The 25,072-nt window shown below is 55.0% G+C and carries 19 protein-coding genes; 8 read left to right on the top strand and 11 right to left on the bottom strand.

Annotated features, from left to right (window positions below; translation table 11 throughout):
* Positions 1 to 26: 26 nt before the first annotated feature.
* Both fadB and bktB read right to left on the bottom strand, forming a co-directional pair.
* On the bottom strand, positions 27 to 2,165 hold the full coding sequence (fadB, locus tag Q4551_RS03830) for a fatty acid oxidation complex subunit alpha FadB (RefSeq protein ID WP_303431881.1): 2,139 nt from the start codon (positions 2,163 to 2,165) through the stop codon (positions 27 to 29).
* 222 nt (positions 2,166 to 2,387) lie between these two features.
* The gene (gene bktB, locus Q4551_RS03825; RefSeq protein ID WP_368501362.1) at positions 2,388 to 3,566 is read right to left on the bottom strand and encodes a beta-ketothiolase BktB; all 1,179 of its coding nucleotides are present in this window, start codon (positions 3,564 to 3,566) and stop codon (positions 2,388 to 2,390) included.
* A 195-nt stretch (positions 3,567 to 3,761) separates the two neighbouring features.
* Between bktB and Q4551_RS03820 the strand changes: the two genes are divergently transcribed.
* Positions 3,762 to 4,781, top strand: a complete 1,020-nt coding sequence (locus tag Q4551_RS03820) for an AraC family transcriptional regulator (RefSeq protein WP_303431880.1) — start codon at positions 3,762 to 3,764, stop codon at positions 4,779 to 4,781.
* A gap of 10 nt (positions 4,782 to 4,791) precedes the next feature.
* Positions 4,792 to 5,022 (top strand): hypothetical protein, encoded by a 231-nt coding sequence (locus Q4551_RS03815; RefSeq protein ID WP_303431879.1) that lies wholly within the window; start codon positions 4,792 to 4,794, stop codon positions 5,020 to 5,022.
* 168 nt (positions 5,023 to 5,190) lie between these two features.
* Here Q4551_RS03815 and Q4551_RS03810 read toward each other — a convergent pair whose 3' ends face one another.
* From Q4551_RS03810 to Q4551_RS03785, 6 genes are all read right to left on the bottom strand, one after another.
* Positions 5,191 to 6,843: an acyl-CoA synthetase gene (locus Q4551_RS03810; protein WP_303431878.1), complete on the bottom strand. Its 1,653-nt coding sequence runs from the start codon at positions 6,841 to 6,843 to the stop codon at positions 5,191 to 5,193.
* Between the two features lie 87 nt (positions 6,844 to 6,930).
* Positions 6,931 to 7,905, bottom strand: coding sequence for a branched-chain amino acid ABC transporter permease (locus Q4551_RS03805; protein ID WP_303431911.1), 975 nt, complete (start codon positions 7,903 to 7,905; stop codon positions 6,931 to 6,933).
* Positions 7,906 to 7,924: 19 nt separating this feature from the next.
* Positions 7,925 to 8,812 carry a branched-chain amino acid ABC transporter permease gene (locus tag Q4551_RS03800; RefSeq protein ID WP_303431877.1) on the bottom strand — a complete coding sequence of 296 codons (888 nt, stop codon included), beginning with the start codon at positions 8,810 to 8,812 and terminating at the stop codon, positions 7,925 to 7,927.
* 138 nt (positions 8,813 to 8,950) lie between these two features.
* Entirely contained in the window at positions 8,951 to 10,186 is a 1,236-nt protein-coding gene (locus Q4551_RS03795; protein WP_303431876.1) for an ABC transporter substrate-binding protein, read from the bottom strand.
* Between the two features lie 51 nt (positions 10,187 to 10,237).
* A complete protein-coding gene (locus Q4551_RS03790; protein ID WP_368501361.1) occupies positions 10,238 to 11,011 on the bottom strand; it encodes an ABC transporter ATP-binding protein in 774 nt (257 codons plus the stop codon).
* Positions 11,008 to 11,778, bottom strand: a complete 771-nt coding sequence (locus Q4551_RS03785) for an ABC transporter ATP-binding protein (RefSeq protein ID WP_303431875.1) — start codon at positions 11,776 to 11,778, stop codon at positions 11,008 to 11,010. Before Q4551_RS03785 ends, Q4551_RS03790 begins: the two co-directional genes overlap by 4 nt.
* A gap of 333 nt (positions 11,779 to 12,111) precedes the next feature.
* On the opposite strand from Q4551_RS03785, the gene Q4551_RS03780 reads away from it, so the two are divergent.
* The 5 genes from Q4551_RS03780 to Q4551_RS03760 all read left to right on the top strand — a co-directional run bounded on the left by Q4551_RS03780 (position 12,112) and on the right by Q4551_RS03760 (position 20,890).
* On the top strand, positions 12,112 to 14,661 hold the full coding sequence (locus tag Q4551_RS03780; RefSeq protein ID WP_303431874.1) for a cache domain-containing protein: 2,550 nt from the start codon (positions 12,112 to 12,114) through the stop codon (positions 14,659 to 14,661).
* On the top strand, positions 14,658 to 15,404 hold the full coding sequence (locus tag Q4551_RS03775; protein ID WP_303431873.1) for a response regulator transcription factor: 747 nt from the start codon (positions 14,658 to 14,660) through the stop codon (positions 15,402 to 15,404). The genes Q4551_RS03780 and Q4551_RS03775 overlap by 4 nt, the downstream gene beginning before the upstream one ends.
* 139 nt (positions 15,405 to 15,543) lie before the next feature.
* Positions 15,544 to 16,242, top strand: coding sequence for a TetR/AcrR family transcriptional regulator (locus Q4551_RS03770; protein ID WP_303431872.1), 699 nt, complete (start codon positions 15,544 to 15,546; stop codon positions 16,240 to 16,242).
* Between the two features lie 10 nt (positions 16,243 to 16,252).
* Positions 16,253 to 17,698: an efflux RND transporter periplasmic adaptor subunit gene (locus Q4551_RS03765; protein WP_303431871.1), complete on the top strand. Its 1,446-nt coding sequence runs from the start codon at positions 16,253 to 16,255 to the stop codon at positions 17,696 to 17,698.
* A gap of 3 nt (positions 17,699 to 17,701) precedes the next feature.
* On the top strand, positions 17,702 to 20,890 hold the full coding sequence (locus tag Q4551_RS03760; protein ID WP_303431870.1) for an efflux RND transporter permease subunit: 3,189 nt from the start codon (positions 17,702 to 17,704) through the stop codon (positions 20,888 to 20,890).
* Positions 20,891 to 20,939: 49 nt separating this feature from the next.
* Here Q4551_RS03760 and Q4551_RS03755 read toward each other — a convergent pair whose 3' ends face one another.
* Together Q4551_RS03755 and Q4551_RS03750 are read right to left on the bottom strand one after the other, a co-directional pair.
* Positions 20,940 to 21,572: a YigZ family protein gene (locus Q4551_RS03755; RefSeq protein WP_303431869.1), complete on the bottom strand. Its 633-nt coding sequence runs from the start codon at positions 21,570 to 21,572 to the stop codon at positions 20,940 to 20,942.
* 372 nt (positions 21,573 to 21,944) lie between these two features.
* Positions 21,945 to 23,087 (bottom strand): porin, encoded by a 1,143-nt coding sequence (locus Q4551_RS03750; RefSeq protein ID WP_303431868.1) that lies wholly within the window; start codon positions 23,085 to 23,087, stop codon positions 21,945 to 21,947.
* Positions 23,088 to 23,218: 131 nt separating this feature from the next.
* On the opposite strand from Q4551_RS03750, the gene modA reads away from it, so the two are divergent.
* Positions 23,219 to 24,046 (top strand): molybdate ABC transporter substrate-binding protein, encoded by an 828-nt coding sequence (gene modA, locus Q4551_RS03745; RefSeq protein ID WP_303431867.1) that lies wholly within the window; start codon positions 23,219 to 23,221, stop codon positions 24,044 to 24,046.
* A 63-nt stretch (positions 24,047 to 24,109) separates the two neighbouring features.
* Here modA and Q4551_RS03740 read toward each other — a convergent pair whose 3' ends face one another.
* A complete protein-coding gene (locus tag Q4551_RS03740) occupies positions 24,110 to 24,928 on the bottom strand; it encodes a TOBE domain-containing protein (RefSeq protein ID WP_303431866.1) in 819 nt (272 codons plus the stop codon).
* Positions 24,929 to 25,072: the final 144 nt, after the last annotated feature.

Genomic DNA, 25,072 nt, shown 5'->3' with positions numbered 1-25,072 from the left:
AAAATGGGTGTTGATACATAAAGCGTTTAATAAAAGGTGTTGCCATTGGCAACCATGGCCTTGATGCCATCAGTCAACTCGTACAACGGACCACATTCCGCATGGGTCTCAACCTGGGCAGCAAATACTGCGGCACCCAGGTTGTCGATATAGCGTAATGCACCACCCCGGAAACGTGGAAAACCCAGTCCCAGAATCAGGCCCATATCGGCTTCCGTTGCTGAAGCGACGATGCTTTCTTCCAGACACCGTGCGGTTTCCAGACACATCGGTATCATCATACGCTCGATAATTTCAGCATCCGTGATCTCAGTGCTACGAGTGACGCGTTGAGACAAAATCGTGGCCACTTTTTCAGAACGACGCTTGTAACGCTTGCCATGTTCATCCGTGCCGTATTCATAAAAACCGACACCATTCTTCTGACCCAGAGCGCCCTGCTCCAATAAGGTTTCGATAATCGGGCGATCGTCGTGACCCATACGCTCAGGAAAGCCGTCTTCCAGTACCTTGTCGGCATGCACCATGGTATCCAGACCAATCACATCGGCCAGATAGGCCGGACCCATTGGCCAGCCAAACTGCTCCATTACCTGGTCGATCCGCTCAAAATCCACCCCGTCCATCAGCAGCCGGTTAAAGCCGTTGAAATAGGGGAACAACACCCGATTCACCAGGAATCCGGGGCAGTCGTTTACCACAATCGGGGTTTTGCCCATTGAAGCGGCAAAGGCTACGGTCGTCGCGATTGTGTCATCGCTGGTCTGGCTGCCCCGAATCACTTCCACCAACTTCATGGCATGCACTGGATTAAAGAAGTGCATGCCGCAGAATTTATCCGGACGCTGCAGACTCTCGGCCAGTAAATCGATAGAAATCGTTGACGTATTCGTGGCGACAATGGTGTTCTCGGAAACCTTGTGCTCAACCTCAGCCAGCACAGCCCGTTTGACATCAACCCGCTCCACAACAGCCTCAACAACATAGTCGACGTCGGTAAAACCTTCATAAGTGAGTGTTGGGTGAATAGCTGCCAGGATGGCTTCTTTACCGGCCTCGGTCATGCGTCCTTTGCTGATACTGCGATCCAGAATGCTACCCGCATGACTGATACCCAGATCCAGCGCTTCCTGGTTAATGTCTTTCATCAGCATCGGCGTACCATTCAGGGCCGCTTGATAACCGATACCGCCACCCATGATCCCGGCGCCCAGAACGGCGGCCCTGCCGACCGGATGGGCCTGCTTGGCCCAGCGTTTGGTTTCGCGCTTGAGGTATTGATCATTAAGAAACAGTCCAACCAGGTTTTTGGCTTCCACACCACTGGCCAGCTCACCAAAGACCTGGGCTTCCATCGCCTGTGCCTTGTAGAAATCTTCGGTCATGGCTGCGGTGATGGTCGCCAAAATTGCAGGAGCAGCAGGATAACGAGGGTCCAGCTTTTTACCCAGCGTCTGCTGCAGGTTTGCCATGGCAGCAGCCGTCTCGGCGTTGTTTTCCAATGCTTCCTGTTTGCGATGACGATTAGCCAGATAATCACGCTCGCCGGCGATGGCTTCTTGCAGCAAGGCACGAGCGCTGTCGAGCAATTGATCGCCATCAACAACGCTATCCAACGCACCCTGTTGCTGTGCCTGTGCTGCTTTTACCGGTTTGCCCGACAGAATCCAGCCCAGTGCCGCTTCGGCACCCACCAGGCGACTCAATCGCACCGTACCGCCCCAGCCAGGGCAAATACCCAGAGTGACTTCCGGGAATCCAAGTCTGGCGCTGGTGTCAGCAATGCGGAAATCGGCCGACAATGCCAGCTCCATTCCGCCACCCAATGCCATGCCATTAACGGCGGCGACTGTTGGGTAAGGCAGTTTTTCAATTGTATTAAACAGCCCATGAACCTTGCCGGCCCAACGGGAAATATCAGCAGCCGACAGACCGAATAACTCAGTAAACTCGGTAATGTCCGCTCCTAGCACAAAGGCCGGCTTGGCACTGCGGATTAACAATCCCTGTACATTCGCCTGGGTACCCAGCGCCGCCAGCGCCTGACCCAGTTCATCCTGAAGATGGGCGTTCAACACGTTAACAGAGGCTTCATGGGTATCCAAAACCAGCTCGGCGATTCCCGAGTCGGTCAATGTCAGCGTTACCGATTGTCCAGCATACATAGTGAGCTCCTTTTCTGTGATGGCTGAGAGTCAATGTGAACAACGACATTACTCTCAAAAACCGAACCATGGTGAAATCTGTGGTGTTAATACCCCAAACCTTGAGGCAACACCGCCTTTGAATAATGTTTCTATTATTGCGAGGAAAGGTGGTGCCAATATTGTTTAACGGCTCATTTTTGTACCATGAGACAGCACCGCCAATCTTGATTCAATCCTGTATTAGTCGCGCGCAAACAGTGCCGCAATACCCTGGCCACCTCCGATGCACAAACTCACCATGGCGTATCGACCACCGATGCGTTCCAGTTCGTACAGGGCTTTGACGGTAATGATGGCACCTGTGGCGCCAATAGGATGGCCAAGTGCAATACCACTGCCATTCGGGTTCAGACGTTCCTGTGGCAGCTTCAGTTCACGAGCCACTGCCAACGACTGCGCGGCAAAGGCTTCGTTGACTTCGTAGACATCAATATCGTTGGCGCTCAAGCCCTGGCGTTCCAGAATCTGGCGCATCACCGGTACCGGGCCAATGCCCATGATTTTGGGATCAACCCCATGGACGGCGTAATCCACCAGTCGCCCAAGCACCGGGACACCTCGAGCCGTTGCCGCTTCACGCTCCATCAATACCAATGCCGCGGCGCCATCGTTAAGGCCAGACGCATTACCGGCCGTCACCGTGCCATCTTTCTTGAATACCGGGCGCAATTTCTCCATATCCGCCACACTGCAATCCATGCGGACATGTTCATCTTGTTTGAATTCTTTCGGACCTTTGCGCGACTTCAGTTCAATCGGCAAGATCTGGCTTTCGAAATAACCGTTTTCAATGGCGTTCTGGGCACGCTGATGACCCTGAGCGGCATAAGCGTCCTGATCAGCACGGGAAATATGGTATTGCTCAGCCACGTTTTCAGCGGTCACGCCCATATGAATATGATTAAACGGACAGGTTAACGCCGACACCATCGGGTCAATCATGGCACCATCTCCCATACGCTGGCCAAACCGGGCCGTCGGCAGATGATAAGGAGCACGGCTCATCGATTCTGCACCACCGGCAATAACCGTTTCTGCCAAGCCCAGTTGCACTTGCTGCGCCGCACTGATCACCGCCTGCAAGCCGCTGCCGCACAAGCGGTTCAGCGTCAGTGCCGGGGCTGACTCACGTACACCACCATTCACGGCAGCCACCCGAGCGATATACATATCACGAGGTTCGGAGTGGATCACATTACCAAACACCACCTGATCCACATCATCCCCGCTGATACCGGCGCGCTTGATGGCTTCGGCGACCATTGCAGTTGCCATATCACACACGGGCGTCTCTTTCAGACTGCCACCATACGTACCAATTGCAGCGCGAACGCCACTGACCACAACCACTTCTTTCATTATTATTCTCCTTAATTTGACGATGATCATCGCTGCCAGACAACAAAGGCGGATGATGCGCTGACCAGACACCACATTAGCCAATAGCAGCCTTGGCAGCCCATTGCCACACCAGCCGAATTCTTAACATTTTCGGACATCAGCGTTATGCTCTGGGCTAAGCAACCACTATGGCCCTCTTTCTGTGACGCCACTATGACGTTTGAACATCGTTCTATTTCCATGCACTACGCCCGCACCATTGCGACTGCTGCTCGCCGCCATGGACTGAACGACCGGCAACTGTTGGTCGATGCCGGACTCGATCCGGCACTGGTGAGTGCCGCCCACAGCCACCGCATGACGTCGGAACAATTTGCGGCCCTGTTGCTGGGTTACTGGCGTAGCGCCAACGATGAGTTTTTGGGTCAGACCCGCAACCCTGGCAAACACGGCACCTTTGCCTTGATGGCCAAGCAGGCCGTCAACGCCCGCAACCTGCGCGGCGTCTATCGTCATATCAGCCGCTTTTACGATCTGTTTACCGAGGAGTTCCAGCTCACGCTGGGTGAAGAAGGTGATGAAGCCTGGTTTGAAATGACGCTGACGCATCCGCAGCTGGATACAGATCATCTGTTTACCGAGTTTTTTCTGCTGCTTTGGCACCGCTTTCCCGGCTGGTTGATTGGTCGCTTGATTCCACTGGTGCGGGTTCAGGTCAATTATCCTCGCCCTGCCCATGGCCGGGAATACCGCCTGATTTTCCCATCGGATGTGATGTTCGAACAGCCCAGAATTGCGCTGGTTTTCGACCGCCAGTTGCTCAATGAACCCCTGGTACAAACGGAAGACACCCTGCGCCATCATCTCGAAAACGCTCCACTGGTGTGGGTCACACGGCCGAATTTTTTCCCGCATTACACGCGCAAGGTCAGTAATTACCTGCACCATTGCCTGCAAACCCGGCACACGCTCAATCAGGTCAGTATGGAAACCGCTGCAACTGAGCTGCACGTCACCAGCCGCACCTTGAGACGCAAGCTGACCCAGGAAAAAACCTCCTTTCAGGCACTCAAGGACAAGGTTCGGCAGGACCTCGCCATCCAGTTACTGAATCAGCCGGAACTCACCATCAGCCAGATATCCCAACGTCTGGGCTTCTCCGACCCTGCCGCATTCAGCCGGTCATTCAAGCGCTGGCTGGATATTCCACCGAAGGAATACCGCAAAAGCTGACGCGACTTGTATGCCTTGGGGAACCCTGGAGGCAGAGGAAGTATTGTCCGGTTTACACAGCCTTGTAGTGGCAAGTGCCAATATAAAGGAAAGGCGTGAACGCAACGCAGACTCAAAACAGGCAGAAATAAAACAGGCAGAGATAAAACAGGCAGAGATAAAACAGGCAGAGATAAAACAGGCAGAGATAAAACAGGCAGAGATAAAACAGGCAGAGCGGGATACCCTGCCGGGCAGATAAAAGCTCGAAACTCCCTCATGACCTGAAAGGAGTGGTAACAGGTCATAAGGGAAAGCCGCTGGCTACTACAACAGCTTCCGGAGTCGGGGAATGTTCTCTCCAGAATCGCAGCCTGTCAGCGACACCAGGCTGCCTGTCACCTCCTTGTGACACAAGATAAAACGGGCGTTAGCCTGCGACTTCATCCACATCCACAGCACCATCCTTGGCCCACTGGCGCAATTTGAATTTTTGCACCTTACCGGTTGAAGTACGGGGCAATGCAGCAAAAATTACTTTTCTTGGTGCTTTGAAGTGCGCCATGTTCTGACGACAGTAAGCAATGATTTCGTCCTCATCGACCTTGACACCGTCCGCCAGCGTGACAAACGCACAAGGGATTTCACCCCATTTTTCATCCGGTTTGGCCACGACCGCCGCATCTTCAATATCGGGATGGCGGAACAGGGTTTCTTCCACCTCGATGGAAGAGATATTTTCGCCACCGGAGATAATAATATCCTTGGAGCGATCCTTGATCTCAATATAACCATCTTCGTGCCAGACAGCCAAATCACCAGAATGGAACCAGCCGCCTTCAAAGGATTCATCCGTTGTGCTCGGGTTTTTCAGGTAGCCCTTCATCACCACATTGCCGCGCAGGAAAATTTCACCGATGGTTTCGCCATCTTTTTCAACCGGTTGCAAGGTTTCCGGATCGGCGACCATCATGCCTTCCTGCATCGGCACCTGTACGCCCTGACGGGCTTTCAGACGGGCGCGTTCAGCAACGCTCAGATCCTGCCATTCGTCTTTCCAGCAACAGACCACACAAGGGCCGTAGGTTTCCGTCAGGCCATAAACGTGCGTGACATCGAAGTTGATCGCTTCCATTTTTTCCAGCACGGATGGTGGTGGTGGCGCACCGGCGGTCATCACCTTGACGCTGTGATCCAGACCGGCACGCAGGGATTCATCCACGTTGGCAATCAGGTTCAGCACGATGGGCGCACCGCACATATGATCCACTTTTTCTGCCACGATCAGTTTGACAATATCGTCACCGCGCACATGGCGCAGGCAAACGCTGGCACCACCAATCGCAGCCATGGTCCAGGGGAAACACCAGCCGTTGCAATGGAACATCGGCAAGGTCCACAAGTACGTTGCATCAGCCGTCATACCCCAGGACAAGGCGTTGGAAGCAGCATTCAGATACGCACCCCGGTGGTGATACACCACCCCTTTAGGGTCGCCGGTTGTGCCCGAAGTGTAGTTCAGTGTAATGGCATCCCATTCATTCGCCGGGCCACTCCAGCTGTCATTTTCGTCACCTTCGGCCAACAGTTGCTCGTAATCAAGCGAACCCAGCAGCTCGCCACCGTCAAAGGACGGATCATCGATATCGACCACAATCGGTGGTCTGGCCAACATATGCAGGGCTTTTTTGACCACCGCTGACATTTCGCGATCAACAATCAGCAGCTTGGTCTCGGCATGTTGCAGAATAAACGCCACGATCGGTGCATCCAGACGCGTATTGATGGAATTCAGTATCGCACCACACATTGGCACGCCAAAATGCGCCTCAAAATGTTCCGGTAAATTCGGTGCCATAATCGACACCGTATCACCCTTGCCAATTCCTCGTTTGCGCAAAGCACTGGCCAGCTGCACACAACGGCGATAGGTTTCATCCCAGTTACGGCGCACATCCCCATGAATCACTGCCGGTCGCTGCGGATAGACCAGCGCTGCCCGTTGCAGATATGACAGCGGACTGAGCGCCTGATAGTTGGCAGCTGCCGCGTCGAGGTGTTGGTCATAGATATTGTCAGTCATCGTATTTGCCTGCTGCTTTATGTTTGTTCCCATTTCAGTACACCGGATCGATCTTGCCAAACCGATGCACCACCTCTACAGAGGTTCCTATTTGCCAACTCTGCTGGCGCTGAAGTTCCGTGCCATCACGCGCTGGAACTCGCCCACCACGCCACGACGAAACGACAAAACACACATAACAAAGATGGCTCCCATTATGATATGGATATAATTGCCCAGTTCACCACCGGAAAACAGTGTACTAATGGCGATCACGATCGCCGCTCCCACTACCGGGCCAAACAGGGTTCCCATTCCTCCCAGCAGCGTCATCAGCACCACTTCACCCGACATGTGCCAATGCGCATCAGTCAGACTTTCCAGCTCGAAGACCAGTGCCTTGGTCGACCCCGCCATGCCAGCCAGCGCAGCCGAAATCACAAAAGCCAATAACTTGTAATTCCCGACGCTGTAGCCCAACGATACCGCCCGCGGTTCGTTTTCACGAATCGCTTTTAATACCTGGCCAAAAGGAGAATGCACCGTGCGATACACCACAAAGAAGCCAAGCAGGAATACCGCCAGCACAAAATAATACATATTGAGGTTGTCGTTGAGATCGATCAGACCAAACAGCTCACCACGGGGAATCCCCTGCATGCCGTTTTCTCCGCCGGTAAAATCTGCCTGCAGATAGAAGAAAAACACCAGTTGGGCCAACGCCAACGTCACCATGGCAAAGTAGATCCCTTCGCGTTTCACCGACAGTTTGCCGAATACAAAACCCAGTATTGCTGAGGCCAGCGTGCCCACCAGCACACCCAGTTCCGGCGTCAGGCCAAAGTGCGTCATGGCATAGCCGGTGATATAACCACCGGTCGCCAGGAACGCTGCATGGCCAAACGACAACATACCAACAAACCCCAACATCAGGTTGAACGCACAGGCAAACAGTGCGAAACAAAGAAATTTCATCAGGAATACAGGGTACACCACCAGCGGAGCCAGCAAGCCAACGGAGATCAATCCCAGTATCAAAATCAGAGTCAAACCTCGTTGACGAGGTTGCGTTACTGCATTCATTTGGATTTGCGTCGTCATATCAGGCCTCTTTTCCGAACAGGCCGGAAGGTTTCACCAGCAACACCAGCACCATGACCATAAAGATCACTGTGGTGGATGCCTCGGGGTAAAAGTATTTGGTCAGTCCTTCGATAATGCCCATCATCAAGCCGGTCAGAATGGCACCACCGATCGATCCCATGCCGCCAATCACCACAATGGCGAACACCACAATCAGGATATTGGCACCCATATCCGGGCTGACGGAATACACGGGTGCCGCCAGCACTCCGGCCAGGCCAGCCAGGCCAACACCAAAGCCAAAGGTCAGGGTAATCATCAGCGGCACGTTGACACCAAACGCCTGCAGCAATGCCGGATTTTCTGTACCGGCTCGCAAATAGGCCCCCAGGCGGGTTTTTTCAATCACCCACCAGCTCGCCGCACAAACCAGCAGCGACACCAGAATGATCCAGGCGCGATACACCGGCAAATACATAAAACCGAGGTTATAACCGCCCTTGAGGGCATCCGGTATCGGATAGGATTGCCCGGAAGAACCGAACAAATGGCTGAACGTACCTTGCAGAATCAGGGCAATCCCGAAGGTCAGCAACAAGCTGTACAGATGATCCTGCCCGGCAATGGGGCGCACCAGCCAGCGCTCGATCAGCATACCAATAGCCGCTACGGCCAGGGGCACCAACACCAGCGCCAGCCAGTAATTCACACCCAGATGATGCAACGCCAGCCAGGCCAGAAAAGCCCCCAGCATATACAGCGCCCCCTGGGCAAAATTGATAATACGCAGCAGGCCAAAAATAATGGCCAGCCCCAGCGCCAGCAGCGCATAAAACGAGCCGTTGATCAGGCCCACCAGCAGCTGCCCCAGCAGGGCAAACAGATTGATTCCCATAAAGGTAACCATAAGGTCTTCCTCTAATGCGATGACGCCAGCCACCGCGTTCTTGTTCTTGTATCGGGTGTGAGTCCAGTCACCCCGGCGGCGCATAACCGCCGGGCCGCTGTCCTGTACAACCTGTGTCTTACCTGAACACGGACAGGCTTACTTGAAGTTGCATTCCGGCTTCATGGCACCAAAGGCCTGATCCCCCGGAATCACGTGCTCAATCTCGTACAGGTCGTTGGGGTTGCTACGCTCGCTGCCTTTTTTCACCCGCACCTGGTACATGTCGTACACCATGCGGCCATCGGCACGCAGCGCGGCGTTGCGCGCAAACATGTCGTCCGGTTTCTCGGCTTTCATTTGCGCCATCACCGCCTTGCCATCATCCGTGCCCGTGGCTTTGATCGCCTTGAGGTAATGCAAGGTAGAGGAGTAGGCACCGGCATGCGCCATGGTCGGAATGGCACCGGTACGATCAACAAAGCGTTTGGCCCAGGCACGGCTGGCATCATCACGATCCCAGTAGAACCCTGTGGTCAGACGCATATCGCCAATAATGTCGGCATCAATGGCTTTGGTATCCGATGCAAACACCAGCAATCCCACCATGGTCGCTTGCTGGTTAAGACCAAATTCTGCCGCCCCCTTGAGTGAGTTGACAAAGTCTTTGCCAGCGTTGGCCAGAGCGACCACATCGGCACCGGACGACATCGCCTGCAATACAAAAGAGGAATAATCCGTCGTTCCCAGCGGTGCCCGGGCAGAGCCCACCACGGTACCGCCATTACTTTCAATAATGCCGGTGGCAACACCTTCTAACGCATGTCCAAAGGCATAATCAGCCGTAATGAAAAACCATTTTTTCTTGCCGCTATCCATCAGCGGCTTCACCGTACCCCTGGCCAGAGCCACAACGTCATAGGTCCAGTGAGCGTTAAACGGCGAGCAGGTTTTGGTGGTAAAGGTATTGGAACCGGCACCGGAAATCAGAATCGGCTTTTCATTCACGTTGGCCACCTGTGCCACTGCGCCCACAACAGATGAAGCCACCAGCCCATTGATCGCATCAACGCCTTCGCTTTCGATCCATTCACGGGCTTTGGCAGATCCCAGATCCGGCTTGTTCTGATCGTCCGCCGACACCACTTCGATTGGCTTGCCGAGGACGCTACCGCCAAAATCCTCCACTGCCATATTGACAGCATCAACGCAGTGGCGGCCGCACAAATCGCCGTACGTACCACTCATGTCGGCCAGTACCCCGATCTTCACCTTGTTATCAGACAGCCCGGTAGCCGCCTGTGCAGACAGCGCTGCAACCGACATCAAGGCCGCCACAGAACAGTGCAGTGCCAGCTTGAAACCCGCCTTCGGTGTATTGGTATTCCGTTTCATTTGAACCTCTTTTATTGTTATTAATGGTTATTTGTTTTAATGGCTTGCGTATCAAACGCCCAGCAGGGCATTCAGTTGATCCTGCTTTTCGTGCAGTTGGTGTTGTTGGATTTCTTCGACGATATGGCCGTGTTCCATCACGTAATGACGGTCGGCAATCGGTGCCGCAAAATGGAAGTTCTGCTCAACCAGCAGAATGGTCAGGCCACGCTGTTTCAGCTGCATCAGCACCTCGGCCAGACGCTGCACAATCACCGGGGCCAGCCCTTCTGTGATTTCATCCAGCAGCAGAATATTGGCACCACTGCGCATGATTCTGGCCAGCGCCAGCATTTGCTGTTCACCCCCCGACAAGCGGGTTCCCTGACTGTAGCGACGCTCCGCCAGATTGGGGAACATGGCGTAGATTTCTTCCAGCGGTACGCCATCCGAACGCACGTCCGGTGGCAACATCAGGTTTTCTTCCACATTCAGACTGGAGAAGATGCCCCGCTCTTCCGGGCAAAACCCCAACCCCAGCCAGGCGATCTGGTGGGCTGGCATCGTGATGGTTTCCTGGCCATTGATCACCACACTGCCGGTGCGGCGACCCACCATATTCATAATGGATCGCAGCGTGGTCGAACGACCTGCGCCGTTGCGGCCCAGCAGAGTGACCAGCTCGCCCTGATTCACATACAGGTCAACCCCGTGGAGAATGTGTGATTCTCCGTAAAACGCATGCAGGTCGCTGACCCGGATTTTTTCATCACCGATTCGATGAGGCTGGCCATTGGAATCATTCTTTGGCTGGCTCGATGTTGGAGTGCTCAATGTATCCGTCATGCCGCCGTCTCCTTGTCTGCTGCCACACCCAGATACGCCTCACGAACCCGAGGATCGTCTGACACCGTGGCATAATCGCCTTCGGTCAGTACCGCTCCACGCTGCAAGACCGTGATCCGGTCAGCCAGCTGCGAGACCACTTTCAGGTTGTGCTCGACCATCAGAATGGTGCGATTATCTGCCACCGAACGGATCAGATTGGCGGTGCGCTCGACATCTTCCTGCCCCATGCCTTGTGTGGGTTCATCCAGCAGCAACATCTCCGGATCGAGGGCCAGCGTGGTGGCAATTTCCAGGGCGCGCTTGCGGCCATAAGACAAATCCACCGTCACCACCCGCGCAAAATCCTGTAATCCCACAGACTCCAGTAACTGCTCTGCCCGTTCGTTCAAGCGGTCCAATACCGACTCCGGTTTCCAGAAATGAAAGCTGTTGCCTTCCCGTTGCTGCAACGCAACCCGGACATTTTCCAGCACCGTCAAATTGGGGAATACCGCCGAAATCTGGAAGGAGCGCACCAGCCCCTGACGGGCAATGGCTGACGACTCAATCGCAGTAATATCACGGCCGTTAAACAGGATGGTGCCGGAGGTGGGGCTCAGATATTTGGTGAGCAGGTTGAATACCGTGGTTTTACCGGCTCCATTAGGGCCAATCAGGGCATGGATATGACCGCGCTGAATATTCAGGCTAACGTCATCCACGGCGGTAAAACCTTTGAATTCTTTCGTCAGGTGGTGCGTCTCGAGAATATAATTATTGTTCATTTCTCGTATCCGATGAGGTTGAAATCTGCTTGTCAGCCGGGTTATATCACCCTGGCCAAGGGCATATTCAACGAATGTCTAATTGGCAAATATTATTTTTATAACCCGGGAATTTATAACCAGCCCCGGTGTTCAACAACCAAACTAGACGCACATCGTGTCGTGAATTTTTCTCAAATGTATCCAAATGTTTCACGGCGACATTTTTCATAAAAAATAACCCACCCGGGACAGGACATATTCTTCATAAGCGCCGTTTATCCCTTATTGATCATTGACGGCTTGTGCCGCTCTCTGCATCAATAGAGGCTTTTGCCACGGTTATCTTTTTTTATGTCCTCCTCCACGGTTCATGCCACCTCCCAGCCGGTGATCAAGGCGCACAAGGCCCGCCTGGCGCGTCAGCTGTCGCTGATCATTCGTGGCATTCTGCTTGTGGTGTTTGTTTTTGTGTATTTCTATACCGTTCCGACAATCAAACAGCAGGTATTTGAAATAGAGCGTAATTCATCACGATTGGCACTGAATAACGTATTTGAAATTGCCGACCAGATGTATACCGGTGTCGAAGAATATCGGCAGCAGGCGCTGGACAACCACAAAGAACAACTGACGCTGGTCGTTGATTTGGCCGAGAATTTTTTACAATCCCATTTCCAGGAAGCCGCCAAACAAGGTATCCCGCTGGAACAGGCGCGACAAACAGCCTTTGCTTATCTGCGTGATTTTACCTTTGGCAATCAGGATTATATCTGGGTGGTGGATCATGATATCCAGGTTTTATCCCACCCGGATGAACGCTTTCAATACGATGGCGAGCAGCAGGAAGATGATACCCCTCAAAACATTCTGACCCGGGTTGTCAGGCAAGCCATGCACGACGGCGAAGGCTATTACTATTATAAATGGTCCCGTATTGCCGGTGATGACGAGCTCGACAAGGTATCGTTTGTCCGGGACTACCCCGAATGGGGGTTTGTGATTGGCTCCGGGGTTTACCTCAACGATATCGAAATCGAAGTGCGCCAGCGTCGCCAGCAAGCCCTGATGGAGCTGCGCAATGCATTACAAGAAATCAAGGTCGCCAAAACCGGCTATATGTACGTCTTTGATTCCAACGGCCATATGCTGATTCACCCCAACGACAACCTCGATGGCGTTACCTTCACCACCCTGCAAAACCCGCTCAGCCAGCAACCGATCTATCAGGAACTGATGGCGGTGGCCGACACCGGCAACGAGTTGACCTATCGCTGGGACAAACCCGACGACCCCGACAACTACGCCTACGACAAGCTCTCGCTGGTGCGCTACATCGAAGGGTTCGACTGGTATATCTGCTCCTCAGTTTACCTCGACGAGCTGCAAAGCAGTGCTGATTTGCTCAGCGCGCGCATCATGATTCTGGCGGGCCTGACCATGTTGGCCACCCTGCTGATCTCCAATTTTCTGGTCAACCGCATTACCCGCCCTCTGGAACAGCTCGCCAGCACCGCACTCAACGTGCAACGTGGCGACTTGTCGGCCCGCACCGGAATTCAGCGCGATGATGAAGTCGGTATCCTCGCTTCCAGTATCGATGCCATGGTGCAACGGCTGCGACACAATATCGAAACCCTCGACGCCCAGGTCAAACAGCGCACCGAAGAACTGCTCGCCACCAACGCCCGGGTGCAGCGTATGAGCGCCGTTGGTCAACTGTCCGGCGGGCTGGCCCACGACTTCAACAATCTGTTGTCGATCATTGTTGGCAACCTGATCGTCGCCCGAGAGCATTACAGCGCCAGCAACCCGGAGCTGGACAAACTGCTCAGCCCGGCCGAACGCGCCGCCCGCCGGGGAGCCGATATCACCCATCGCCTGCTTGCCTTCTCGCGCCGCCAGCCGTTACAGCCAGAAACCGTCTCGATCAATGCCATGATGACCGAGGTGCTGGAGCTGCTGCACAGCGCCTTCAGCGGCCCCTACCGATTACACTACCGGCCACAACAACCGCCTCTGCAAGCCTGGATCAACGTCGACCCCGGCCACCTTGAAAACGCACTGGTCAATCTTGGCCTCAATGCCCGCGATGCCATGCACGATGGCGGCACCCTGACCTACAGCTGGAAACTGCGCGATATCCGCCAACCCATCGAACAGCAGTTCGACGAGATCGTGGCCCCCGGACGTTATATTGAAATCGGCGTCGCCGACACCGGCACCGGTTTCAGCCAGTCTGCTCTCGAACAGGCGTTCGAACCCTTTTTCAGCACCAAGGAAGGCAGCAACAATTCCGGACTGGGGTTATCGATGGTCTATGGTTTCGTCAAGCAGTCATTCGGGTATATTCAACTGCACAACCGCCCCCAGGGCGGTGCCATGATACGCCTGTTACTGCCCGCCAGTGACGCACCGGCCAACCCGGAGCTGAACGATAACGACAGTGACAACAGGCCCAAACTGTCTCCAGGAGGACTGTATTTGCTGGTTGAAGACAACCCCGACGTCCGGGCCGTCATTCGCAAACAACTGATCGACCTCGGCCAACACGTGGTTGAAGCCGCCGACGGTAACGAAGCCCAGACCTTGCTGGACGACCTGCTGGCTAGCGGTGCCGATCCACTGACCGGAATGGTTAGCGACATCATGATTCCCGGCACCATGAATGGCCGCAAACTGGCCGCAACGTTACGCCGCCGCGCCCCTGAAGCCGTCATCCTGCTGGTCAGTGGTTACACCGATGATCCGGCCCAACAAGACCAGGGCCACGATGCCATTGACCAGCAAGACCCCATGCTGGTGCTATTACGCAAACCGTTTGACCGCCAACAACTGGGGCAAGCGCTGGAACGTGCCAGCACCCGCATCCGTCTACATCGTCAACACAGGAGTTTACCGTGAGCCAACAGGCGCTGATTTACCTCGTCGAGGATGACGCCGACATCACCGAACTGGTCAGAGGCGAACTGAACCGCTATGGCCACCAGGTACGCTGCTTTCGCACCGGAGCCCAGCTCACCAATGCGCTGCGCCAGCAACCACCTCGGGTGTGTATTGTTGACCTCGGCTTGCCAGACATCGATGGCCTGGAGCTGGTACGCCACCTCACCACCCGTGAAGACGTCGGCGTCATCATTATCTCCGGCCGCGACAGCCTGCCCGACCGGGTACTGGGGCTGGAACTGGGTGCCGACGATTACATCAGCAAACCCTTTGACCCCCGCGAACTGGTCGCCCGTACCAACAGCATCGTCCGGCGACTGGAAAAAAACGCCCGCCTGCAAACCAGCACCTTCGGCCCCGACAAGGACTCGCCCTCCGTTGCCTGTTTTGCCAACTGGCAGCTGGATTGCGCCACCCTGACCTTACGAAAGGACAACGGCACAGAATTTGTCCTCAGCGCCGGAGAAATGGACCTGCTGGTGCGCCTGCTGAAATACCCACGCCAGATTCTCAGCCGTGACCAACTGCTCAAACACCACGACGAAGCTTTCGACCGCAGCATCGACGTGCGTATGTCGCGCATCCGCAAAAAGATTGAAGACGATCCCAAATCCCCACGTCTGATCAAAACCATTTACGGCATGGGCTATATGCTCACCAGCGATGTGCAATGGCAAAACGGAGTCCACGGTGGGAACTAAAGCGTTCATGCCAGCGACCCTAGGATAACAACACCAGCACAGACAGTCCCTGCGCTGGCGCTCCGCATGTACAGCTTGCCTTTCTTCTCTTTCCGCTATAATTTAACTAATCAACTGATCAGCTATATGGATAATGGCCATGTCCAGGCGCGGACGACCTATCGACCCCGAAAAACAGCAACGAACCCGGCTGGCGTTAAAAAATGCCGCTCGTGTCTTGCTGGAAAATCGTTCTTATCACTCACTGACAATCCGCGATATTGCCACTCAGGCCGACACTCAGTCGGCTATGGTGAGTTATTATTTTGGTGGTAAGGATGGCTTGTTCCGCGCGCTGATCGACGACAGCAGTGTTATGCGCCAAGAACAAGTAGATACCCTGATTGGCACGTTACCGGCCGATCCGGCTGCAGCCTTGCATCATCTGGTCTCTGGTCTGCTCGAGCTGATGTGCCTGGAGCCATGGCTGATCCGACTGGTTCAGGACGATATTTTTAATCAGGATTCGCAACTGCGAGAGCACTTCATGCAGCACATACCCATGAAGCTGGGCGCCAACCTGAAACAGCTGCTGGCACAGCTGCAACAGCAGGGTCTGCTGCGAGCGGATCTGGATATCGCCTGGGCAACCACCAACCTGATCAGCCTGATCATCTTCCCGATTGTGGCAGAACCGGTATTCAGCCAGACGACCGGCGTCGATCGCCAGACCCTGCATTCAGCGAGCTGGAAAGACCATATCTCCCGCTTGCTGCTGTCCGGTTTTGCCACTGACGCCACCCAACTTCCGGCCAGCCAACCGGACTCACCATCCTGTTCCAGCCCGGTATCACTGTGAGGATCTGCCCATGCCATCGATCTGGTTAAAGCGTCCATTTATACTGCCCATCATGGCGCTATCGGGAGTCGCTGCGCTGGTGATTGGCGCACAACTGAAACAGCCACCGCAGCAGGACAGCCACCAACGGCCCGGTGTCGCCGCTCACGTGATGGTGGCACATGCCGCTCCCATAATCCCTCGGGTAGTCGGCCATGGCGTGGTACACCCCACGGTACAATTATCTCTGGTTGCAGAGGTCGCCGGGCGGATTGTCTGGCGCCATCCTCAATTGGATCATGGCGCGCTGCTGGATGCCGGTACCGAACTGTTACGGCTGGACGCTACCGACTACCAGCTGGCGGCCCGTCAGGCACAAGCCAATATTGCCTCGGCAAACGCCCAGATCGCACAACTGGAAATCAACGCCAGCAGCCTGCAGCACAGCCAGACATTAATGGAGCAGCGCCTGGCATCAACACGCAAGGAGCTGTTGCGCAAACAGGCCTTGTTGCAACAGGGTGCATTGCCTCAATCCCAGCTGGATGCGGAACAGCGCGCCGTCTTGCAAGCAGAGCAGGAGCTGGTCTCGTTACAGCAACAACTGGCTATTTTGCCCGCCCAGCGTGATGTGCTTCTGGCGCAACAACAGATTGCCAGCAGCCAGGCCCAGCAACAGCAACGCAATATCGATCGTACAACACTGGTGTTGCCAGTCGCCGCCCGGATTGCCAATACCGCACCGGAAGTCGGACAGTTTGCAGCCGTTGGCCAACCCTTGATCGAGGCCCAGGGCATCGATTCGGTAGACATTGAGGCCCGCTTTACGCTCAGTCAGCTGCGACCATTTATGCAGACTCTGGCCCGGCAAGCGGAAAACCACCCCGAACCACTTGCTGCAGGAACCGACCCAGCCTCCGTATCAACACCGGCATCTGTACCGGCATCAACACCGACAACCCAGGCCATCAACCGGTTAATTACTCTGGGGCAGCTGTCGGCACAAGTCGAATTGCCGATACTGGATGACAGCGGTACGCCACAAGTCTGGCAAGGTCAGGTGGTGACGTTTCGGGAAGGTATCGACCCACAAACCCGTACACTGGCCATTCTGGTACGTATCCCCAACCCATATCGCGATGTAGTGCCCGGGCAGCGGCCGCCCTTGATTACCGGATTAAACGCCCGTGTCACGCTGCAGGCCCACGAGGTCGAAGCGATTGCCATTCCCTCTACCGCTATCCATGCCTTCAGTAATGAACAAGGCAGTGACAACAGCACCGTGGTGTATCTGCTGGATGATCAGCAGCGCCTGCAGGTTCAAGCCGTCACGCCGCTGATGAGCATGGCGAACCAGACGCTGCTGGCCGCTGATGCCTTGCCGCCACACTGTCAGGTAATTTTGTCCGATGTGGTACCAGCGGTGGCAGGGACCTTGATTACTCCGGTGGCCACAGGCGCGGCAGAGGGACACTGAATCATGGCGACACCTTCCTCTTCCGGCAGCCAAACAGCCAATATCAGCACAGCCAACACCTCCAGGTCGGTCAATTCACTGACCGGATTTTTTGCGCATCACCCAACCGCAGCCAACCTGCTGATGGCCGGTTTTCTGATTCTGGGGTTAATCAGTCTGCCGCAATTACAACGCCAGACGTTTCCCGATACCCAGGCCTACGAAATCCGCGTCACAGTGCCATATCCGGGGGCGACTCCGGACGACGTTGAGTCCGGTATCTGCCTCCCGTTAGAGGACGCCATGGACAGCATTGCCTACGCTGAAGAAATCCGTTGCGATGCTCGCGATAACGTCGGCCAAATGACGTTAAAAATGCAAAGTCAGGGAGATTTTGACGATTTTCTTGATGATATTCGCGCTGCGGTTGACGGGATCAGCAATTTCCCGGACGACGCTGAAACCGCCACCATTCTGGAATTGGGCCGGACATCTCCCGTCGTCACCGTAGCGCTGAGCGCCGACTTGCCCACCACTCAACTCAAGGATCTGGCCAAACAGATTCAAAGCCGAATGCAGCAAGACGCGGCGATTCCACTGGTCACCCTGGAGGGTTTCAGCGAACGCCAGCTACGCGTCAGTATTCGCACCGACACCTTGCGCCGTTACCAGCTCAGTCTGGACCAGCTGGCCGCAATCCTGCAAAAACAGAATCTCGATCTCCCCCTCGGGACCTTTGTTGCCCAGCCCACTGCCAGCACAGACTCGGCAAACCATTATGCGCGGGAATACAGCTTGCGCCTCAACGACCAGCAAACCGACGTTCAGGCACTGGGCAATCTGGTTATCATCAGTAACCCGGATGGGGCTGAAATCCGTCTGCACGATCTGGCGACCATCACCGACACCTTTGAAGACAACGATCATCAAGTGATTTTTGATGGCCAGCGGGCGGCTCTGTTGCGAGTCGCCAAAAACAGTACCGATGACAGCCTGCGGGTGCTCGACGCCGTCGAAGCCTTTATCGACCGTGAAACCCCCTACTTGCCTGCTGGCAGCCACTTTGTGCTAACCCAGAACTTCACCGATATTGTCAAGGACCGGCTGTCGATGCTGATCAACAATGCCTGGCAAGGGTTACTGCTGGTTTTTCTGACGCTGATGCTGTTTTTTGGTTTCCGCTATACCTTCTGGGTAGTGATGGGCCTGCCGGTAAGTTTTCTCGCCAGTTTTTTTCTGATGCTGCAGTTTGGCATATCAATCAATATGATGAGCATGGTGGCGTTATTGCTGGCGCTGGGCATTCTGATGGACGATGCCATCGTTATTGCCGAAAGCATCGCCGAGCAACGCCAGCGTGGTCTGTCGCCACTGGATGCCGTTGTAACCGGCACCCGGCGCGTCGCCCGAGGCGTCTTGTCATCCTTCCTGACCACCGTCATGGTGTTTGGTGCACTGATAGGACTCGAAGGCCAACTGGGACAGGTATTTCGCGTTGTGCCCATTGTGCTGATTGTGGTGCTCAGCATCAGCCTGATTGAAGCCTTCCTGATTTTGCCACATCACCTGCGTCATACCATGGAACATGAAGCCGGCTCAGGCAGTGGTGCCCAGGGTAACTTTCAAAAACAGGTTAACCGCCGCTTTGAACAGTGGAAACACGCACTTGGCTCACAACTCGAAATCGCCATTCGTTACCGTTACCTGACGGTTGGTATCACCATCGCCGTATTTTTGCTGTGCATCAGCATGCTGGTATCCGGCGTCCTCAAGTTTAATGCCCTGCCAGAAATGGACGGCGATGTACTTGAAGCCCGTGTGATTCTTGCCGCCGGGACACCGCTAGCCCAGACAATGGCAACCATGACAGAAGTGGAAGCAGCATTGCAGCGAGCGGTGCACACACTGGACCAGCAAGAATCATCAACTCTGATACGCCACACTAACATCCGTTATAGCCAAAATGCCGATGCCTTTGAACAAGGCCCGCATCTGGCTACACTCTCAGTGGATTTACTCACCGCCGAAGCTCGCCATACCAGTCTGGATACCCTCACTGAACACTGGCAAGCCGAGTTGCCGGCCCTGCCGCAACAAGTAACCCTGTCGATCACCGAACCGGCTCTTGGCCCGGCTGGGCGCGCCATCGAACTTCGTCTCAGCGGGGTTGACCGCAACAGCCTGCAGCAGGCTTCACGGCAATTGCAGTACTGGCTGGCCCAGTATCACGGCGTCTTTAATGTGTTTGATGACTCACGACCGGGCAAGCCGGAGCTTATGATCCAGCTGAAACCCGAAGCCAGAGCCCTGGGGCTGGACGGGCACACCATTGCCAGCCAGTTGCGCACAGCCTACTCCGGCCTGGAGGTCACCTCCCTGTATCGCGGTGGCGATGAGCTGCAGGTCGTTGTGCAACTGGATAACCGCCACGACACCCTGGCCGACCTGGCGGACTACCCGCTGGTCAACCCCGCCACTGGGCAGATTATTCCCCTCGCCAGCGTAGCGACACTCAGCCAGCAACGGCATATCTCCCGTATTCACCGCATCAACCACCAGCCGACCATCACCCTGTTTGCATCACTCAACAAGCTCAAGGCCAATACCGGTGAAGTCGTGAACGATACCTTGCAGCACATGCTGCCTCAGCTGCAGGCAGAATATCCCGGCCTGCAGCTGTCTGTTCAGGGTGAGCTGCAACGCAGTGCTGTTACCCAGGACTCCCTCAAAACAGGATTATTGCTGGGACTGTGCGGCGTTTTTATTCTGTTGAGTCTGCAGTTTCGCAGCTATATCGAACCTCTGATCGTGATGGTCTCGATTCCCATGGCGCTGATTGGTGTCATCATCGGGCACCTGCTGATGGGGCATGACCTGTCGATGCCAAGTATGGTGGGGTTTGTCTCACTGGCGGGGATTGTGGTGAACAACGCCATTTTACTGGTCGAATTTGTCAAGCAACACGTCCGGGACGGCATGGATCTGCACGCCGCCGCCCGACAAGCCAGTCAGGATCGGTTACGCGCCATTCTGCTAACCACCAGCACCACCGTTGCCGGAACACTGCCACTGTTGTTCGAAACCAGCCTGCAGGCCCAGGTACTGATTCCACTGATTATCAGTGTGACTTTCGGCTTGCTGATTGCCACCTTTCTGGTGCTGGTGCTTTTACCCTGTCTGTATACGATTCTGGAGGATATACGGACTCGCTAGAAACCCATTCAGGGTATACGCCTCGAAGACAGTCAGCCGCTATAAATGCTTATTCATTCTCATTCTGGATAGGCTCAACCACCCTGACCGCGCCGCCACTCTGATTGGTCAAAGCCATTACAAACGCCTCCCGGTCACTATCGGCGACCAGCAGTGCCATACAGACCCGAGCCTGAAAGTCGCAATGCTCAATGGTCGTGCTGTATTGATCCAGCAAATGCCTGACAACGGCTTCCATTGGGTAGTCGTATTCCAGCGTCAGGCGGGTTTGCGGTACCCGTTGCTCAGTTGCCAGTGCTTCCAGCCCCTGCAACACGGCCTCTGAATAAGCCCGCTGCAGCCCACCGGTACCCAGCTTGATGCCGCCAAAATACCGCACGACAGCAACAACAATTTCTCCCAGGCCACTGTGTTGCAAGACTTTCAGCATTGGACGGCCAGCGGTACCGCTCGGCTCACCGTCATCGCTCATCGACATCACGGTGGTATCCGGTGCTCCGGCGATATAGGCCCAACACACATGACGCGCCTGGGGGTGTAATTGACGCACCGAGCGGATAAACGCCTCCGCTGCGGCCCGGTCACTGGCTTGCCCGACAAAGGTTATAAACTGGCTGCGCTTGATTTCCAGCTCAGAGATATGGGGCGTTGGGGTAACAGGGACAGCATATACGGAGGTCATAACAGAACTTATAGGCAAGGAAAACGAGGAAATTCTGACGCCTAATGGCATCAGTGTCGACGAGCAAGTCGCAGTTTCCTCAAGGGGACATATATTTATATCCGGTGCTCACTCTGGGCTACCGGATGGTTTCGAATCACGAAGCCGACTTGCAGGCCTGACGGGTCAAGTCAAACGTCGGCGACACCGAGTCGAGATCATCCGGCAGCCCCCGAAGGGCGCGGGCTACCGCCGTCCAGTGCGGTGTTGACGAATTTGAAAAGGACTCGTCATTTCGCTGCATTCGTCGCCTTGCCCTGAACAACGGCAACACTCGCGCAGAGCCGTGCAGGATTAAGTAGATGTCCCCTCAAGTATTGCCCGTTCCAGAGCCTAGAACGACAGCATCAAACCGGCAGAGACTGCTTGTGGCGACCGGCCTGGCAAGGTGGCCAGCTCATCACCGTGGGTACCGTCAACCCCCTGGAAGCTGGCATTATCTTCGTTATTGGTGCGGGTATAAACGGCGTAGGTTTTGATTTTTTTGGACAGTTTGCGTTCGACACCCAGCGATAACATCAAGGCACCCGTATCTTCGCTATGACGATAGCTGCCTGCTTTCATGACACTGCCAAGCCAGGTCAGCTGGCCGGATTTCCAGGCGCTCTGCAGTGCCCAGGCCTGACGGTCGAGAACGGTGACGCTGTGGTCGTCGGGCTGGTAGCGCAGGTTTTCCATCAAGCCTTGCAGGGTCCATTGCTCGCTCCGATAACGCGCCAGAAAACGCCAGCTGTCCGAGTCACCACTGGCCGAACCAATCGCCAGCTGCTGCCAGTGCTCCGTCGCGGCGGCCAGGGTCCAGTGCGCAGACGACCAGTCTGCCCGAGCACCCAGGTAGAGCCGCTGATTGTTATCGACGTAGCCAGATGACTTCACCGCATCCGGTGAATACTGCACCGCCAGTTTCATCAAACCACTCGCCAGCGGTGCCTGCCAGCGGCCCATCAGCATGTTTTCGACCCGCAGGTCCAGCACATTGCCCGTACCGGAACCGGCCCCCAGGATGGCCCCCCGATCAGCAACCGTATGCTTGAGCAGGCTGTAATCCAGCGCAATGCCCTTTACCAGGCTGTCGTGACGGCCTGCAAGCAACTCGCCCTTGCGTTTTTTATCCTCAGACCAACGCAGCCCCAGGTAAGTATTACGTGTCGCCCAGGTATTACTGCTGCTGCCATCCGGAGTAAGGTTCTGTTCAATCTGATAAAAGCCCGTCAGCCCATCGAGCTCGGTGGCTATTTCGCCTTTCAGGCCAATTTTTGAAGAGTTGAACGACAGGCTGACATCCCCCGACGACAGTTTGTCAGTATTGCTGGCAGAGGCTTCAGCCGCGGATACATCGGAATCGAGATAATCCAGCGAGGCATGCAGACTGCCATAAAAATTAATGGAAGGATCTTTGGATGCCATCGCCGTTACAGTCCATGTGGTACCAAGCAACATAACGCCGGCGGTGAAATACTGGCTTTTTTTCTTCATTTTACATCGTCCTGAATGTCAATTAGTGAGGGTAGAGCGATTTGCAGGCCGGTTTTTCCGGTTGCCTGATTCGCTATATAAGCTAATATACAGCGGACTTAATAACCATATTTTTTATAGGGGTATTTGGCATGATTGCTAAACGGACAGCTTTTTCAACACTCCTCAAGCCGGGTAATGCCCAGCCTGAGAGCCACCCGCAGCGGGCTTGGATCATCCGCCGCTCCGCCCTGATGCTGGCCCTGACGCTGGGGCTGTCGACCGTGCAGGCCGACACGGTATCGGTGGCGGTGGCGGCCAACTTCACAGCACCCATGAAGCAAATCGCGGCAGATTTTGAGAAAAAGACCGGCCATGTCACCCAGTTGTCATTCGGTTCATCCGGCAAGTTTGTGGCGCAAATCAAGAATGGTGCGCCTTTTGAGGTGTTTTTGTCCGCCGACCAGCAAAAACCGGTCGTACTGGAAAAAGCCGGTATCAGCGTTGCGAACAGCCGCTTCAGTTATGCGCTTGGACGTTTGGCGCTGTGGACCATAAAACCGGATACCGACCCCCTCGCCACCCTGCACAGTGGCAAGTTCAACAAACTGGCAATCGCCAATCCACGCCTGGCGCCGTATGGACTGGCAGCCACCCAGGTGCTTGAAGAACAAGGCCTGACCCAGAAAGTCAAAAGCAAATTGGTGCAAGGGGATAACATTGCCCAGACGTGGCAATTTGCCAGCACAGGCAATGCCGATCTCGGCTTTGTCGCGCTGTCGCAGATCAGTTATAAAGGCAACATAAAGGAAGGAAAGGCATGGGTCGTACCGCTCAAGCAACACGACCCGATTCGCCAGGATGCAGTGCTGCTGCAGAAAGGCGCAAACAACCAGGCAGCAAAAGAGTTATTGCAGTATCTGCAATCCGAGCCGGCCCATGTGATTATTCGCCAATACGGCTATGAGATTCCGCAATAAAGCCCGGCACAACCAGCACAGACCAACCTCGGCAACCGGCTTGCCGAGGCCAGCCACCGGCTTTCAGACATCGACCACCAGCACGACGCTGCTGGCTTCAAACAACGCACAAGCTGGTTGTTGTTGCTGCAATGCCAGTGCGTCGAGGCTGTGATTGGAAATCACCGCGCTGATGGTTTTGCCATCCGCCAAGGCCAGCACCACATCGGCATTGACTGCGCCTCGGGTAATGCGGGCCACGGTGCCCACCAACTTGTTACTGGTACTGAGTTGAATATCCAGGTCATTCGACAACATCACTGCCGGAGCCTTGATCAAGGCCACCAGCGTTTGACCCGGGGTAATCTCCAGGCTACTGAAACTTTCGGCGGTAATTTGCGCCGTCACCAGATGATCTGAGGTAATCCGCAGCAAGACATCGCTGTTGACAGCACCAGGAACCACCGCTTCCACGACGCCCCGGAACTGGTTACGGGCACTGGTTTTTAACTGCCCGGCTCGTAGCAAGTCACTGATATCGTCAGTGACATCCCCCAGCGACTGAACTCGCTGACGGATACGCTGCAAGAAGATTTCGTGTGCTTCCTGCAAGATCAAAAAACCGGCTAACATGCGTTCGCCATAATCGGTCAATACCGTACCGCCCCCTCGCGCTCCCCCGGCCGCTCGTGCCACCAGAGGCTGATCAGCCATATTGTTCATGGTATCAATACGATCCCAGGCGGTTTTATAACTGACGCCCACCTGTTTGCCAGCAGCCGAAATGGAACCGGTATCGGCAATGGCCTGCAACAGCTCGACCTGTTCACGGGCAAAGGGACGTTCCTGCCCCTGCATCCAGATGCTGCCCTGCAAGGACGCCGACTGCAGTGGATTTGCCACAGCGCTCGCTGGCTGATCGGAGGTTTTATCAGAAGATTGATCGGGGGATTTCATAGGCGGGATACTATCGGGTAAGGGATTACACGTTATGCAAGACAGTAACATCCGGCGAAGCCATCACCAGAGTCAGCATGCGGGACAGAA

The sequence above is a fragment of the Oceanobacter sp. 5_MG-2023 genome (genome assembly GCF_030548165.1).
Classification (GTDB): domain Bacteria; phylum Pseudomonadota; class Gammaproteobacteria; order Pseudomonadales; family Oceanobacteraceae; genus Oceanobacter.
Note: the sequence above shows the minus strand (reverse complement) of the source record. Positions and strands in the feature narration are given on the sequence as shown.

What these genes read in the sequence shown, in the direction of transcription:
- Q4551_RS03750 (WP_303431868.1), bottom strand. Translation starts at nt 23,087, where the DNA reads ATGAAGAAAAAAAGCCAGTATTTCACCGCCGGCGTTATGTTGCTTGGT.
- Q4551_RS03765 (WP_303431871.1), top strand. Translation starts at nt 16,253, where the DNA reads ATGCCATCGATCTGGTTAAAGCGTCCATTTATACTGCCCATCATGGCG.
- Q4551_RS03790 (WP_368501361.1), bottom strand. Translation starts at nt 11,011, where the DNA reads ATGACGGATACATTGAGCACTCCAACATCGAGCCAGCCAAAGAATGAT.
- Q4551_RS03805 (WP_303431911.1), bottom strand. Translation starts at nt 7,905, where the DNA reads ATGAATGCAGTAACGCAACCTCGTCAACGAGGTTTGACTCTGATTTTG.
- bktB (WP_368501362.1), bottom strand. Translation starts at nt 3,566, where the DNA reads ATGAAAGAAGTGGTTGTGGTCAGTGGCGTTCGCGCTGCAATTGGTACG.
- Q4551_RS03785 (WP_303431875.1), bottom strand. Translation starts at nt 11,778, where the DNA reads ATGAACAATAATTATATTCTCGAGACGCACCACCTGACGAAAGAATTC.
- modA (WP_303431867.1), top strand. Translation starts at nt 23,219, where the DNA reads ATGATTGCTAAACGGACAGCTTTTTCAACACTCCTCAAGCCGGGTAAT.
- Q4551_RS03810 (WP_303431878.1), bottom strand. Translation starts at nt 6,843, where the DNA reads ATGACTGACAATATCTATGACCAACACCTCGACGCGGCAGCTGCCAAC.
- Q4551_RS03815 (WP_303431879.1), top strand. Translation starts at nt 4,792, where the DNA reads ATGCCTTGGGGAACCCTGGAGGCAGAGGAAGTATTGTCCGGTTTACAC.
- Q4551_RS03755 (WP_303431869.1), bottom strand. Translation starts at nt 21,572, where the DNA reads ATGACCTCCGTATATGCTGTCCCTGTTACCCCAACGCCCCATATCTCT.
- Q4551_RS03760 (WP_303431870.1), top strand. Translation starts at nt 17,702, where the DNA reads ATGGCGACACCTTCCTCTTCCGGCAGCCAAACAGCCAATATCAGCACA.
- fadB (WP_303431881.1), bottom strand. Translation starts at nt 2,165, where the DNA reads ATGTATGCTGGACAATCGGTAACGCTGACATTGACCGACTCGGGAATC.
- Q4551_RS03820 (WP_303431880.1), top strand. Translation starts at nt 3,762, where the DNA reads ATGACGTTTGAACATCGTTCTATTTCCATGCACTACGCCCGCACCATT.
- Q4551_RS03770 (WP_303431872.1), top strand. Translation starts at nt 15,544, where the DNA reads ATGTCCAGGCGCGGACGACCTATCGACCCCGAAAAACAGCAACGAACC.
- Q4551_RS03795 (WP_303431876.1), bottom strand. Translation starts at nt 10,186, where the DNA reads ATGAAACGGAATACCAATACACCGAAGGCGGGTTTCAAGCTGGCACTG.
- Q4551_RS03780 (WP_303431874.1), top strand. Translation starts at nt 12,112, where the DNA reads ATGTCCTCCTCCACGGTTCATGCCACCTCCCAGCCGGTGATCAAGGCG.
- Q4551_RS03800 (WP_303431877.1), bottom strand. Translation starts at nt 8,812, where the DNA reads ATGGTTACCTTTATGGGAATCAATCTGTTTGCCCTGCTGGGGCAGCTG.